This is a genomic window from Xanthomonas citri pv. citri (assembly GCF_000961215.1).
GTDB classification, from domain to species: Bacteria; Pseudomonadota; Gammaproteobacteria; order Xanthomonadales; family Xanthomonadaceae; genus Xanthomonas; species Xanthomonas cissicola.
The window spans coordinates 3,658,822-3,672,046 of the sequence record NZ_CP008998.1 but is presented as its reverse complement, the minus strand read 5'-3'; the positions used below and the strand labels follow the sequence as shown (position 1 = coordinate 3,672,046).

The following is a 13,225-nucleotide window of genomic DNA, read 5'->3' as shown; positions in this document are numbered from 1 at the left end:
CGCGGGAAGTGTCCGGCAGGGCCAGTCGCGTCGGTGCACAGTGCCACGAGCAGGTGTCCCTTTTCGGGGCACCGTGCAAGCGCACTGCCAGCCGGCGCCGAGGACTAATTAGGAACGTTTCGCGATGATCTCCGGTATTTCCCGTCGTAAGAAGCGCAAGCTCAAATCCGACATCAACGTCGTGCCGTATATCGACGTGATGCTCGTGCTGCTGATCATCTTTATGGTCACTGCACCGTTGCTGACCCTGAGCACCGACGTCAGCCTGCCCAGTTCGCGCGCCAAGGCGCTGGAGAGCAAGCAGGACCCGGTGGTGGTGGTGGTCGCTGCCGATGGCAAATTGGCCCTGCAACTGCCCAAGGGCAAGCCGCAGGCGATGGACGTGGCCGCGCTGCAGGCGCAGCTGGCTGCCATCGTGGCGCAGGACAAGGACGCACGGGTGGTGGTGGCGGGCGATCGCGCCGCGCCGTACCAGAAGATCATGGATGCCATCGACGTGCTCAAGCAGGCCAAGGTCGAGAAAGTGGGCCTGATTTCCGACTCCGGCGGCACCGCAGGCAGCGATGCACGCTGACGCACTCCCCACGCAAGCGGCGCGCGATGACGGCTGGTTTCGACCGGTCGTCCTGGCATTGGTCGTGCACGTCCTGGTCGCGCTGGTGTTTATCGCCGGCTGGCTGTGGTCGCCCGAACGCTCGGTGGAACCGGCCGCAGGCGATCCCAGCATGGAAGCTTCGCTGGACGTGTCAGCTGCCGAGGCGCGGGTTGCGCGCCAGGCACTGAAAGCCACGCCGGTCGAAACGCCGCCCCCGCCCGCGCCGTTGCCCGAACCCGCGCCGGAAGACAGCGTGCCACCGCCGCAGCCGATCCCCGAGCCGCGCCCGCAGGATGCGCCCACGCCGCAGCAGGCGCAGGCACAGGAGCGCGTCGCCCAGCCCGACAAGGTCGACCAGGAGCGCGTGGATGCACTGGCCATTTCCGCCGAAAAGGCCAAGCAGGAACAGGAAGCCAAGCGGCGCCAGGAGCAGATCGACCTGACCGAGCGCAAACGCCAGGAAGAGGCCGAGCAGAAATTGCGCCTCGCCAAGCAGCAGGAAGAAGCCGACGCCAAGAAGAAGCAGGCGGCTGCACAGCAGGCGGCGGAAGAAGCCGAACGCCAGAAGAAGATCGCCGACATCCGTCGTCAGCGCGCGCAAGCCGATAAGGAAATGGCGCTCGCCGAGCAGAAGCTGCGCCAGGTCGCCGCCGCACGTGCGCAGCAGGCCTCTGCGGCCGCCGCGACCAGCGCGCAGCCGACCGCAGGGCAGGGCGGTACCAGCACCGACCTGTCGGCCAAGTACGCCGCGGCGATTCAACAGAAGGTGTTGGCGCAGTGGGTGCGTCCGCCGTCGGTGCCGCCAGGCCAGAAATGCACCATCAACATCCGCCAGTTGCCGGGCGGCAGCGTGATGGAGGCCAAGGTGGCGCCGGGCTGCCCCTACGACGAGGCTGGCCAGCGTTCGATCGAAGCCGCCGTACTGAGCGCCCAGCCATTGCCTTACCGCGGATTCGAATCGGTGTTTCAGCGCAACCTGACCTTTGTGTTCACTGCGCAGGATCAGTAACCGTCGTCGGGCTGAGGCTGCCACTGGCGCCGCAGCCTGATGCCCCCAGGTGATGCCCTCGGGGCTGTGCATGTCGCTACACGATCGCTCGCTCCGTTTTCACGTCACCTCATTCACGATTGCGAGTATGTTCACTCGTTGATTGCTATCCCTTGCACACTTTTCCTGCCCGATCCGAGCCGTCCATGAAAAAACCGCTGCGTTGGCTAGCTGCCTTGACCGCCCTGTTGTTGCCGCTGAGCGCGCTCGCGCAGCAGCAAGGTCTCACCATCGATATCGTCGGCGGTAGCGCGTCTGCCACGCCGATCGCCGTCATTCCGATGCCGTATCAGGGCTCGGGCACCGCGCCGCAGACCGACGTGTCCGCCGTGGTCGGCGCCGACCTGGATCGTTCCGGCCAGTTCCGCACGCTGCCGGCCGCGCAGATCGTCGAAAAACCGACCCGTGGCACCGAGGTGCAGTTCCAGACCTGGCGCACCCTCAAGCAGAACTACATCGTGGTCGGCCGCGTCATGGATGCCGGCGAAGGCGCATACCGGGTCGAATACGAATTGTTCGACGTGGCCAAGGGCGAGCGCATGCTTGGCCTGGCGATGACGGCGCGTGCCAACGCAATGCGCGATGTTTCGCACCAGATGGCCGATGCCATCTACGAAAAGATCACTGGCGTACGCGGCGCCTTCTGGACCCGCATTGCCTACGTGACCGCCAGCGGCAAGGGCGGCGCCATGCGCTATGCGCTGATGGTGGCCGACTCGGACGGCTACAACCCGCAGACCATCGTGCGTTCGGCCGAGCCGCTGCTGTCGCCGAACTGGAGCCCGGACGGCAAGAAGCTGGCCTACGTGAGCTTCGAGCGCGGCAACTCGTCGATCTATCTGCAGGACATCGCCACCGGCGCACGCGAACTGGTCTCCAGCTTCCGCGGCATCAACGGCGCGCCGTCGTTTTCGCCGGACGGACGTCGCCTGGCGCTGGCGTTGTCGCGTAGCGGCAACCCGGAAATTTATGTGATGGACCTGGGAAGCAAGCAGCTGACCCAGCTCACCAACCACTTCGGCATCGACACCGAGCCGACCTGGGCGCCGGATGGCGGCAGCATCTACTTCACCTCCGATCGCGGCGGTCGTCCGCAGATCTATCAGGTGGCAGCCAGCGGCGGCAGCGCCAACCGCGTGACCTTCCAGGGTAACTACAACGCCACCGCCAGCGTGTCGTTCGACGGCAAGAAGATTGCCGTGGCACAGGGCAGCGGCAATACCTACCGCATCGCGATGATGGACCGCAGCCTGGGTTCGCCGAGCTGGAGCACGCTGTCGCCGGGTTCTCTGGACGAATCGCCGAGCTTTGCGCCCAACGCCAGCATGGTGTTGTACGCCGCACGCGAAGGTGGCCGTGGCGTGCTGTACGCGGTCTCTTCCGACGCTCGGGTCCGCCAGCGCCTGGTGCTGGCCGACGGCGATGTGAGAGAACCCGCATGGGGGCCTTACCGAACCGCGCATTAATGTTAATATTTCGCTGCGTTAAACCACTCATTGGCCCAGAGCCTCCATAGGTACCCCATGAACAAGTCCACCCGCGTCTTGCTTGTCTCCCTGCTGTCCGTTGCTGTGCTGGCTGGTTGCTCGAAGAAGGTGAAGGAAACTCCGCCCCCTGCGACCGATACCACCGCTGGTTCCTCGGTTCCCACCGGCCCGTCCACCTCTGGCCTGTATGGTCCGGGCGACCTGGATGCCGATGCCTGCCTGCGTCAGCGCGTTGTTTACTTCGATCTGGATCAGGACTCCCTGAAGCCGGAATTCCAGGCCATCATGGCTTGCCACGCCAAGTACCTGCGTGACCGTCCTTCCTCGCGCATCACCCTGCAGGGCAATGCTGACGAGCGCGGTTCGCGTGAGTACAACATGGGTCTGGGCGAGCGTCGCGGCAATGCCGTGTCGTCCTCGCTGCAGGCTGCGGGCGGCTCGGCCAGCCAGCTGACCGTGGTCAGCTACGGCGAAGAGCGTCCGGTCTGCACCGAGTCGAACGAGTCCTGCTGGTCGCAGAACCGCCGCGTCGAAATCGTGTACACGGCTCAGTAAGAAGCGATGCGCTTTCGAGTGACATCCCTGTTCGTCGCGGCGGCCCTTGTGGTCGCCGCGCCGGCATACGCCCAGCGAGCCAGTCTCGCTGATCGTGTGGCCGTGCTCGAGCAGCAGCAGGCCAATAGTCAGGCCAATAACGATCTCCTCAATCAGCTGCAGCAGGCGCGTTCGGACCTGCAGGCGTTGCGGTCGACCGTCGAACAGCTGCAGCACGACAATGAGCAACTCAAGCAGCAGTCCAAGGACCAGTATCTGGACCTGGATGGACGCTTGAACCGGTTGGAAGGCGCAGGTGGCGCAACTCCGCCATTGCCCCCAGCGACCGGCAACGTGACCCCGGCCCCGGCACCCGCCGCGCGGCCCGCAGCGGCGGCAACTTCCGAGAAGCCGCCCACCGTCCACGGCGACCCAGGCACCCTGGCCGTCAGCAACGACGAACGTACTGCGTACAACGTAGCGTTCGATGCGTTGAAGAACGGCAAATACGACGATGCGTCGCAGCTGTTCCTGAGCTTTCTGGAGCTCTATCCCAACGGCGTCTATACCCCCAATGCCTTGTATTGGCTGGGCGAGAGTTATTACGCCACCCGTAATTTCCAGCTTGCCGAGGCGCAGTTCCGCGATCTCGTCAGCCGTTATCCCACGCATGACAAGGCCGCCGGCGGCTTGTTGAAGCTTGGCCTGTCGCAGTATGGCGAAGGCAAGAACAACGAGGCCCAGCAGACCTTGCAGCAGGTCGCTTCGCAGTACCCTGGCTCCGACGCGGCACGCGTTGCGCAGGAGCGCCTGCAGTCCATCCGTCTCGGCCAGCAACTGCGCTGAGCCTGCGCGTCTGTGCCTGTGGGCACGGCGCATACTTTGCCCATGAACGCCGCCGCCGTCCCCAGCGAGATCGTCCAATCGCCATTGCCGCGATTGAAGATCACCGAAATCTTTTTGTCCCTGCAAGGCGAAGCCGAAGCGGCCGGCTGGCCGACGGTATTCGTGCGGCTGACCGGCTGCCCGCTGCGTTGCCACTATTGCGACACCGCCTACGCGTTCCATGGCGGGCAGTGGCATGACATCGACGCAATCGTTGCCGAGGTTGCCAGCCACGGCGTGCGCCATGTCTGCGTGACCGGCGGCGAGCCGTTGGCGCAGAAGCGCTGCCTGGTGCTGCTGCAGAAGCTGTGCGATGCCGGCTTCGATGTTTCGCTGGAGACATCCGGTGCGCTGGACGTGTCTGCCGTCGATTCGCGCGTCTCGCGCGTGGTCGACATCAAGACGCCCGCATCCGGCGAGGAGGCACGCAATCGCTGGGAAAACCTCCCGCTGCTGACCGCGCGCGACCAGATCAAGTTCGTGATCTGCAGCCGCGCCGACTACGAATGGTCGCGCGAGATCGTGGCCGCGCATGCGCTGGATCGCCGCTGCACGGTGTGGTTTTCGCCGAGCAAAAGCGAGGTTAGCCCACGGCAGCTGGCCGACTGGATCGTAGCCGACCGCTTGCCGGTGCGTTTCCAGATGCAGCTGCACAAGCTGCTGTGGAACGACGAGCCTGGGCGTTGAGGGTCAGGCACGTAGCGCAGCGCATCGTGCGACTGACTTGCGCCGACAAAAAGATCTGGACGGTGTCTTGGTCTGCTCAGGCGGCGGGCAATCCCACCAGTGGCAAAGACCCGATGGACGCTACGCGATGACGTCGCGGCGCATCGGTGCCTGCGCGTTTGCAGGGCAACCGAATACTGCGGAATTTCGGAGCGGATGCCTTCTCGCGGAGCGATGAGGTTCGCTGAAAGCCTTGCTGGAGATGGTGGGCCGTGATGGATTCGAACCATCGACCAAAAGATTAAAAGTCTTCTGCTCTACCGACTGAGCTAACGGCCCACTGACCCGACATTGCGTCGGGGTGCGCATTCTACCCTACGCGAGCGTCAAGACAAAATGGCGTAGTGTGTGGGGTCGGGAATGCCCGCATCGGCGAAGCCGGCCGCGCGCAGGCGGCAGGCGTCGCAGTGGCCGCAGGCGCGCCCATCCGCATCTGCGCGGTAGCAGGAGACGGTGACGCCGAAGTCCACGCCCAGGCGCACGCCTTCACGGACGATGTCGGCCTTGCTGAGGAACTGCAGTGGTGCGTGCACGCGCAGCCCCGCGCCTTCCACACCTGCCTTGGTGGCCAGGTTGGCCAGCACCTCGAAAGCCCGCACGAACTCGGGACGGCAATCGGGGTAGCCAGAGTAGTCCACCGCATTGACGCCACAGAACAGATCGTTGGCGCCGATGACCTCGGCCCAACCGAGCGCCAGCGACAGCATGATGGTGTTGCGCGCGGGCACATACGTAACGGGGATACCGTCGCCGCCAGCGTCGGGGACCTCGATGTCGTCGGTCAAGGCCGAGCCGCCGATGCTGCGCAGGTCCACGTCGACCACCTTGTGCGCAATGACGCCCTGCGCGGCAGCAACGCGCGCTGCAGCGTCCAGTTCCGACGTATGGCGTTGGCCATAACGAACGCTCAGCGCGTAGACGGCAAAGCCCTGCTCCTGCGCGAGTGCGATGACGGCGGCGGAATCCATGCCACCGGACAATAGAACAACGGCTTTTTTCATGGCGAATCGGCGATCACTGCGGAATAAGCCCGAAGGCTATCAGGGACGATGGTGCAGGGCGACCAGGAGCCGGTCATCGATCCAGGTTTGGCTGCCGCGGGTTGGCCGGCACATGCAGGAAACAATGGAATGCGCTTGCGGTATTGGCCGATCGCAAGTGGTTTCTCTCAGCGGCGGCGCGCGTCTTCTTGAGCTGATCCGACGTCAAATACGCGTGATCAGGCGTTCACGTAAGTCCATTTATCGTTCGCTTCAATTTTAGGACCATGACGCAATGGCCGAGCATCAGGAAGACGCAGCGAAATCGCGCATTTACGAGGCCCTGCTACAGGCAACACCGGATCTTTTGTATGTGTTCGATATCCAGCATCGCTTCGTCTACGCCAATCAGGCGTTGTTGACGATGTGGGGAATGCGCTGGGAAGACGCCTGCGGCAAAACCTGCCTGGAACTGGGCTACGAGCCCTGGCATGCGGCCATGCACGATGAAGAGATCGAACAGGTGATCGCAACAGGCCAGCCGGTGCGCGGCGAGGTGCCATTCCCGCATACGACCAAGGGCCTGCGCATCTACGACTACATTTTTACCCCCGTGTTCGGACCCGACGGCAAGGTCGAGGCGATCGCCGGCGCCACGCGCGACATCACCGAACACAAGCAGCATGAGCAGCATCTGCAGCTGTTGATCAACGAGCTCAACCACCGGGTCAAGAATTCGTTGGTGATGGTGCAATCGCTGGCGCGCCAATCGTTCACCAATGCCGGCAGCCTGGGCGACGCACAGGAAAAGCTTGATGCGCGCTTGCTGGCGCTGTCGCGCGCACACGACACGCTGACGCGCGAAAATTGGGTCAGCGCCGACATCCTGGAACTGACCCGCGACGCTGCCGCGCTCTATGAGTCGCACGACGGCCAGCGGTTCACGTTGCAGGGTGATTCTTGTCGCCTTGATCCGCGGCGCGCATTGGCGCTGTCGATGGCGCTGCATGAGCTGTGTACCAACGCGCTCAAGCACGGCGCATTATCCTTGCCAGCTGGGAATGTACTGGTTTCGTGGGAGCGCAGCACACGCGGCGAGCAGGAACTGCTTGAATTGATCTGGCGGGAAGCCGGGGGGCCGCCGGTGCAGCCACCCACGCGCAAGGGGTTCGGCACGCGTCTTCTGGAGCGTGGCTTGAAGCACGACCTCGAGGGCGAAGTTGAGCTGTCCTTCGATCCGGCTGGCGTGTGTTTCCGTGTGTCCATCCCGTTGCCGCGCGAGCATATCGAGTCACGGCCATGACCATGCGCGTGCTCCTGGTCGAAGACGAATCGTTGGTGGCGATGCTCCTGGAGGATTGCCTGGCGGAACTGGGTTACGAGGTGGCGGCAACCGTGGCCGACGTGGACGCCGCGCTGCAAGCGGTGCAGGCAGGCAACCTCGACCTGGCACTGCTGGACATCAATCTTGGCGGCACCTTGTCGTTTCCGATTGCGGAAGAACTGGACGCGCGCGGTGTTCCGTATATCTTCGTGACCGGCTATGCCCAGGGCGGGATTCCCGAAAGGTACCGGCACCGGCACGGCCTGCAGAAACCCTTCCATTTTCGTGATCTGAAGCATGCGCTATCGCTTTTGCAGCACCGCAGCGCCGAGTGATCCAGCGCGGGTTTACTGCAGTTGAACGACATTAGTTGCGGGCGAGGAGTTCGATATTGCCGACCGCCACAGTGCCAGGGCGCGCATGGCACGGTCGGCATTCAATCGGCGCGGATAATGCCTTGAATCACCGCTTGGGCGTGCCTGCCCACTGATTACCTGGCTAACGTGGCAGGTGCAGCCAACGCGGCGATTAGGGCCGGTAAACTCGGAGCGCCGCAGATGCATGGCAGTCCGGCGATTGGCCGGCGGTGAGATCGGTGGGCGTGGTGTCTATCTGCTGCCACGCAAGCTGGTGGCAGCCGCCTTGCGCAGTGCCTGGCTGAGTTGTTGCAAGGCGTTCGAGCGCACAGCGGTGTATTGCCAGTACAGCGGAACATCGAGCCAGCGGGTGGGGTCGATGATGACGACCTGCCTGTTGCGCACCGCAGGCAGCACCATCGCTTCGGGCGCCAGGCACCAGCCCAGCTCGCGTGCAGCGGCTTCGACAAAGCCGGTGGAGGTGGGCAGGTAATGCGTGGGCGGGGTCAGCCGGGCACGCGTGATCCGCCTGACGAAACGCGCCTGCAAGGTGTCTTTGCGATTGAACACCAGCATCGGCGCCTTCCCCAGCGCGTCGGCGGTAAAGCCGTCCTGGAAATGTGCGGCGACGAACGCTGCCGATGCGATCGCGTGGTAGCGCATCACGCCCAACGCCTGGACGTTGCAACCCTGCAGTGGCGCGCGCTCCGAGGTGACCGCGCCCAGCACGCTGCCAGCGCGCAGCAATTCCAGGGTGTGGTCCTGGTCGTCCATCTGTACATCGAACAAAAAGCCGTGCGCCCGGTGCAGCGAAGACAGCGCCTGCAGGAACCAGGTCTGTAACGAGTCGTCATTGACCGCGATGGCGAGAGTGCGTGGATGACCGGCGATGCGATCGCCAGGCAGGAGGTCGGCGACCGCTTCGGCCTCGAGGACCTGCATGGGTTTGAGCCGGCGCAGCAGCCGTTCGCCGGCCGGCGTGGGCCGGCAGGGCGCCGTGCGCATGACCAGTACCTGCCCGAGTCGGTCTTCGAGCGCCTTGATGCGTTGCGAGATTGCCGAGGGCGTCAGTGCAAGACGCTGCGCGGCCGCGTCGAAGCTGCCCTCATTCAGAACGGCTGCGAAGGCGGCCAATTGCGGGTGCAGAAGATCCATGCTTTTGCCGACATTAGAAGTTCTAATGAGCATACAGATTATTTAGTTTTCCTAATCCGACGCGAGGACGCACGATTCACTCCAGCCTCGGAGACAACACCATGATCGTTCAAGCAACAGTGGCCGGTTTCCTTGCCGGTGCCGGTCTCATCGTCGCGATCGGCGCGCAGAATGCGTTCGTGCTGCGGCAGGGGCTCAAGCGCCAGCACGTGGGACTGGTGGTGACGATCTGTGCACTTGGAGATATCGCGCTGATCCTGCTCGGCGTCGCCGGAATCGGCGTGTTGGCGCAGCAATGGTCGGGCCTGCTGCAGGTGTTGCGCTATGCGGGCGCTGCGTTTCTGGCGGTGTATGGGGGGATGGCGGCACGCCGTGCCTGGCGCGGAGATGGCGCAATGTCGCCAGCGGAACAGGGCGAAGATCGCTGGCAACGCGCCATGCTCACCTGCCTGGCGTTTACCTTTCTCAACCCGCACGTCTATCTCGATACGATGCTCTTGCTCGGCAGTCTGGCGACGCATTACCCCGGCGCGTTGCGCTGGGCATTTGCACTGGGTGCGTGTGTGGCCAGCGTGAGCTGGTTCTCTGGCCTGGGCTATGGGGCCCGCCTGTTGCAGCCAGTGTTTCGGCATCCGCGTGCGTGGCGGATACTGGATGGACTGATCGCGGTCTTCATGCTGCTGCTGTGCGTGCTGTTGCTGCTCCCCGAGCACGCGGAGCTGCGCTGATCGCTCTGTCCGGAGCGTTATGCAGTCATTGCGCAGCAACTACCGACATATCGGAGCCGGACATCCTGCTGTTTCAATCGTGATCTGTTGCAGTCCATCCGCCAGGCCAGGGCCATCGGATCGCCGCCGATGCAGGGATTGCTCGACAATTCGATATGTTTTGGCAGTTTCTGTGACAGCGAACAGGCGGCGTTGGGGTAGATGGTGTCCCTGGAATGTGGCTGCGCCGTTGCAACAGCCAAGCGCGCCTCTCAGGGCGCGCTTGGGACGACGTGAGCGGCTTGTTGCGATTGCCGCCGGCAGGCGCTTCGGTCCGCTCACGCCAGCTGCGCCTTTGGAGGGCAGCCAGCGGGCCACGCCACTGCTCAGGCGTGGCGAACCTTGTTCAACAGATGCGCGACCGGTGCGGTGGCGCGCGTGTCTGCCCGGCGTACCTGCCTTGCATCGATCTTGAAGATGGCGACCGCGTCGGTGAGCTGCACGGCTTGTTCTTCCATGGAGCGGGCGGCGGCAGTGGCTTCTTCCACCAGCGCCGCATTCTGTTGCGTGGTTTCGTCCATGTGCGTGATGGTTTGATTGACCTGTTCGATGCCGGCAGATTGCTCCTGCGAGGCCGCCGAAATCTCGCCCATGATATCGGTGACGCGCTGGACGCTGGCCACGACCTCGCCCATGGTCTTGCCGGCGCTGTGCACCAGTGCCGAGCCTTCGGCCACGCGTTGAACGGAATCGTCGATCAGGTCCTTGATCTCTTTCGCTGCGCCGGAGGAACGCTGCGCCAGCGTGCGCACTTCCGAGGCGACAACCGCAAAGCCACGACCTTGTTCGCCTGCACGGGCAGCTTCCACCGCGGCGTTCAGCGCCAGGATGTTGGTCTGGAAGGCAATGCCGTCGATGACGGAGATGATGTCGGCGATCTTCTTGGACGAGGCTTCGATACCACTCATCGTGTCCACGACCTTACCAACCACATTGCCACCCTCCGAGGCCACGCGTGCGGCGCCGATCGCCAGTTGATTGGCCTGGCGCGCACTCTCGGCATTCTGCTTGACGGTGGAGGTCAGCTCTTCCATCGAGGCGGCGGTCTCTTCCAGGTTGGCCGCCTGCTGCTCGGTCCGCTGCGACAGATCCTGATTGCCCGCGGCGATCTCGGTGGCAGCCGCGTTGATCGACACTGCCGACTGCTGGATGTTGCCGACGATCTGCGCCAGCTGGCTCGCTGTCGCATTGGCGTCATCGCGCATCTGTGCGAACACGCCGCGGAAGTCGCCGCTCATGCGTGCGGTGAGGTCGCCGGCTGCGATCGACTGCAGCAGTGCCGACAGCGATTGCAGATTGCCGTCCGCGGTGGACATCAACTGGTTCAGGCTCTCCACCATGACGCGGAAGTCGAACTGGAAGCGCTCGACATCGCCGCGGGCACTGAAGTCGCCATTGGCGGCGGCCTGTGCAAGGTGCTTGATCTGGTGATTCATTGCCGACAGGTTGAGCTTGACCTGCGACATGGTGTTGCTGAAGGCGGCCTTTTCGCCCGGCAAGGGCTGCATGTCTTCGGAGAGTTCGCCGATGGCATAGCGCCCCATGATGCGCGCCAGATCGTTTTGCACGGCCACGTGCGAGGCCACCAACGCATTGGTGTCGTTGGCCATGCGGCCGTAGTCGCCCGGGAAGACGGTTGCGTCGATGCGGAAGCTGATCTGGCCGTTGTCATGATGCTTGGCCATGTCGGTCTGCGCCGCGATGAGGTTGCGCAGCTGCAGTTGCATCTTGTCCATGGCCTGCAACAGGCGACCTGTTTCATCCGTTGCGGTGGTGTGCACATCGTTGCGCAGATCGCCTGCGGCAATGGCTTCGGCAGTGCGCGTGGCCTGGCTCAACGGCCTGGTCAGGCTGCGCGTAATCAACCATGCGAGCAGCGCACTGATCGCCAGCGCAGCAATGCCGCCGCTGGCCAGGATGATCTTGCCGTTATGCATCGATGCAACGGCTGCCGCGTAAGCATCTTTGCTGAGGCGGCGCTCTAAGGCAGCATTTGCAGCAATCGCGGCTTGTTGCTCGTCCATCGCCGCAGCGGCAGCACCTTGCAACAAGGCTTGCGCTTGCTGATTCTGGTCGCGTATGCCGTAGTCGAGGATCTGGTTGTTGAACTTGACCGAGACGTCGCGCTTTTCCTGCACCAGCGTTAGCGCTTTTTTCTCGAGTTCGCTGCTCGGCATCGCAGCCAAGGCATCGTGGGCCTGCTTGTAGCGCGCACGACTCTTTTCGATCATGTCCAGTGCGCGCCGGTTGGCCGCATCGCCGGAGACCATCACCACGTCGCGCAAGCCGATCGCCACGTTGGTGTTGGCATCGAGCATTTCGGAGGACAGTCGGATCCTTTCCATGTTGTTGTTGACGATGGTGTCCAGCTCATAACGCGCATTGGACATGGTGATCAGGCCGGTGGCCACCAGCAGGCCCGACAGCAGAATCAGAATACCGAAGGCCATTCCGAGGCGACGGCCGACATTGAGGCGTTGCAGAAAGTCATTCATGACCGCTTCCAGGTAGCACAGCTGAGCAGCTCGGTGGATGCGGGGTGCATCGACTCAAGCGCCTTGCCCAGCTAGCGGCCGGATTCCAGGGAGCTAAAGACCGTCGATCGAAAATACTTACCGTTGATTCATTACAGATCGGGAGTTTCCTGACAGCGGCTTCCCGTGTCCTGACATGGGAGCTCCAAGGCGCAAATTTATGTGCATCTGGCCGGATCGAAGCGTCTCAGTGGTGCAGCGATTTTCTGACGCTTTGCCGACATTGGCGCGTGGCCTCGCCTGCAACCGGTCATTGGATTGCGATGCAGTGCTCAGTTCTGCATCGAGCGCTGGGCAACGATCTGCCGCGAGCCTGGTAGCGGGTGGGCCGTGCGAATTAGTGGATTGAAGTATCCGCACGCTGCGTCGCGAGTGTTGCCGCGCTGCAGCATGCCTGCCGGGAAACGCAACGTGCTGCCGCTTGCGCCATCGCGTGCGCAAGCAGCGCGACGCGATGGCGATCACTCTTGCTCAGGCTTCCAGCGCAGCGAGCACGTCTGCGTGCAGTTGCTCGGCGCCACCCTCGCTGTTGAAGCGCGCAAAGAGCTCTTCGCCGGAGATCAGCCCGACCCGAACCGAGTGGCAGTAGGACCCGAAGCTTTCGCCAGCGTTGAACGGGTCGCTGATGACAGAGATATGGTTGAGGCGGACCCGGGCGGTGCCGAACTGGATAAACATCTGCGATCTCCTGTGTGAGCATCGAGTTTCCCACGTTGTCGTTCAGTGCAGAAGCGTTTGCCGGCGTCTGCGTGCACGGCGTTTGCCGTTGCATCGGTAGCGGACAGTGCCGATCTGCGCAGGCGCACCATCGAATGCATTGCGCAGCGACTCACG

Annotated in this window: 13 protein-coding genes and 1 tRNA gene; 9 read left to right on the top strand and 5 right to left on the bottom strand. The window is 63.4% G+C overall.

What is annotated here, in order from left to right; all coding sequences use genetic code 11:
- The first annotated feature begins 124 nt into the window (after window positions 1-124).
- From tolR to queE, 6 genes are all read left to right on the top strand, one after another.
- Window positions 125-574, top strand: a complete 450-nt coding sequence (tolR, locus tag AMD14_RS16340; protein ID WP_005913652.1) for a protein TolR — start codon at window positions 125-127, stop codon at window positions 572-574.
- Entirely contained in the window at window positions 564-1,604 is a 1,041-nt protein-coding gene (tolA, locus tag AMD14_RS16335; protein ID WP_003482566.1) for a cell envelope integrity protein TolA, read from the top strand. The genes tolR and tolA overlap by 11 nt, the downstream gene beginning before the upstream one ends.
- Window positions 1,605-1,789: 185 nt before the next feature.
- Window positions 1,790-3,109, top strand: a complete 1,320-nt coding sequence (gene tolB / locus AMD14_RS16330; protein WP_003482565.1) for a Tol-Pal system beta propeller repeat protein TolB — start codon at window positions 1,790-1,792, stop codon at window positions 3,107-3,109.
- Window positions 3,110-3,166: 57 nt separating this feature from the next.
- Window positions 3,167-3,685 (top strand): peptidoglycan-associated lipoprotein Pal, encoded by a 519-nt coding sequence (gene pal, locus AMD14_RS16325; protein ID WP_015463494.1) that lies wholly within the window; start codon window positions 3,167-3,169, stop codon window positions 3,683-3,685.
- Window positions 3,686-3,691: 6 nt separating this feature from the next.
- The gene (gene ybgF / locus AMD14_RS16320; protein ID WP_011052060.1) at window positions 3,692-4,510 is read left to right on the top strand and encodes a tol-pal system protein YbgF; all 819 of its coding nucleotides are present in this window, start codon (window positions 3,692-3,694) and stop codon (window positions 4,508-4,510) included.
- Window positions 4,511-4,552: 42 nt separating this feature from the next.
- Window positions 4,553-5,236, top strand: a complete 684-nt coding sequence (queE, locus tag AMD14_RS16315) for a 7-carboxy-7-deazaguanine synthase QueE (RefSeq protein ID WP_005913658.1) — start codon at window positions 4,553-4,555, stop codon at window positions 5,234-5,236.
- A gap of 242 nt (window positions 5,237-5,478) precedes the next feature.
- Here queE and AMD14_RS16310 read toward each other — a convergent pair.
- Window positions 5,479-5,554: transfer RNA gene (locus tag AMD14_RS16310), tRNA-Lys, on the bottom strand.
- A gap of 47 nt (window positions 5,555-5,601) precedes the next feature.
- A complete protein-coding gene (gene queC / locus AMD14_RS16305) occupies window positions 5,602-6,276 on the bottom strand; it encodes a 7-cyano-7-deazaguanine synthase QueC (protein ID WP_005913660.1) in 675 nt (224 codons plus the stop codon).
- 274 nt (window positions 6,277-6,550) lie between these two features.
- Between queC and AMD14_RS16300 the strand changes: the two genes are divergently transcribed.
- Both AMD14_RS16300 and AMD14_RS16295 read left to right on the top strand, forming a co-directional pair.
- Window positions 6,551-7,558, top strand: coding sequence for a sensor histidine kinase (locus AMD14_RS16300; protein WP_011052059.1), 1,008 nt, complete (start codon window positions 6,551-6,553; stop codon window positions 7,556-7,558).
- Complete coding sequence (locus AMD14_RS16295; RefSeq protein ID WP_003482555.1) at window positions 7,555-7,914, top strand: response regulator; 360 nt, start codon at window positions 7,555-7,557, stop codon at window positions 7,912-7,914. The genes AMD14_RS16300 and AMD14_RS16295 overlap by 4 nt, the downstream gene beginning before the upstream one ends.
- A gap of 273 nt (window positions 7,915-8,187) precedes the next feature.
- On the opposite strand, the gene AMD14_RS16290 is transcribed toward AMD14_RS16295, so the two are convergent.
- Window positions 8,188-9,090 carry a LysR family transcriptional regulator ArgP gene (locus tag AMD14_RS16290; protein WP_011052058.1) on the bottom strand — a complete coding sequence of 301 codons (903 nt, stop codon included), beginning with the start codon at window positions 9,088-9,090 and terminating at the stop codon, window positions 8,188-8,190.
- 101 nt (window positions 9,091-9,191) lie between these two features.
- Here AMD14_RS16290 and AMD14_RS16285 point away from each other — a divergent pair, with 101 nt between their 5' ends.
- The gene (locus AMD14_RS16285) at window positions 9,192-9,818 is read left to right on the top strand and encodes a LysE/ArgO family amino acid transporter (RefSeq protein WP_011052057.1); all 627 of its coding nucleotides are present in this window, start codon (window positions 9,192-9,194) and stop codon (window positions 9,816-9,818) included.
- 365 nt (window positions 9,819-10,183) lie between these two features.
- Here AMD14_RS16285 and AMD14_RS16280 read toward each other — a convergent pair whose 3' ends face one another.
- Window positions 10,184-12,352, bottom strand: a complete 2,169-nt coding sequence (locus AMD14_RS16280) for a methyl-accepting chemotaxis protein (RefSeq protein ID WP_011052056.1) — start codon at window positions 12,350-12,352, stop codon at window positions 10,184-10,186.
- Between the two features lie 510 nt (window positions 12,353-12,862).
- The gene (locus AMD14_RS16270) at window positions 12,863-13,069 is read right to left on the bottom strand and encodes a hypothetical protein (protein ID WP_005913665.1); all 207 of its coding nucleotides are present in this window, start codon (window positions 13,067-13,069) and stop codon (window positions 12,863-12,865) included.
- Between the last annotated feature and the right edge of the window lie 156 nt (window positions 13,070-13,225).

Coding starts and splice junctions, on each gene's coding strand:
- tolR (WP_005913652.1), top strand. CDS start 125: ATGATCTCCGGTATTTCCCGTCGTAAGAAGCGCAAGCTCAAATCCGAC.
- tolA (WP_003482566.1), top strand. CDS start 564: ATGCACGCTGACGCACTCCCCACGCAAGCGGCGCGCGATGACGGCTGG.
- tolB (WP_003482565.1), top strand. CDS start 1,790: ATGAAAAAACCGCTGCGTTGGCTAGCTGCCTTGACCGCCCTGTTGTTG.
- pal (WP_015463494.1), top strand. CDS start 3,167: ATGAACAAGTCCACCCGCGTCTTGCTTGTCTCCCTGCTGTCCGTTGCT.
- ybgF (WP_011052060.1), top strand. CDS start 3,692: ATGCGCTTTCGAGTGACATCCCTGTTCGTCGCGGCGGCCCTTGTGGTC.
- queE (WP_005913658.1), top strand. CDS start 4,553: ATGAACGCCGCCGCCGTCCCCAGCGAGATCGTCCAATCGCCATTGCCG.
- queC (WP_005913660.1), bottom strand. CDS start 6,276: ATGAAAAAAGCCGTTGTTCTATTGTCCGGTGGCATGGATTCCGCCGCC.
- AMD14_RS16300 (WP_011052059.1), top strand. CDS start 6,551: ATGGCCGAGCATCAGGAAGACGCAGCGAAATCGCGCATTTACGAGGCC.
- AMD14_RS16295 (WP_003482555.1), top strand. CDS start 7,555: ATGACCATGCGCGTGCTCCTGGTCGAAGACGAATCGTTGGTGGCGATG.
- AMD14_RS16290 (WP_011052058.1), bottom strand. CDS start 9,090: ATGGATCTTCTGCACCCGCAATTGGCCGCCTTCGCAGCCGTTCTGAAT.
- AMD14_RS16285 (WP_011052057.1), top strand. CDS start 9,192: ATGATCGTTCAAGCAACAGTGGCCGGTTTCCTTGCCGGTGCCGGTCTC.
- AMD14_RS16280 (WP_011052056.1), bottom strand. CDS start 12,352: ATGAATGACTTTCTGCAACGCCTCAATGTCGGCCGTCGCCTCGGAATG.
- AMD14_RS16270 (WP_005913665.1), bottom strand. CDS start 13,069: ATGTTTATCCAGTTCGGCACCGCCCGGGTCCGCCTCAACCATATCTCT.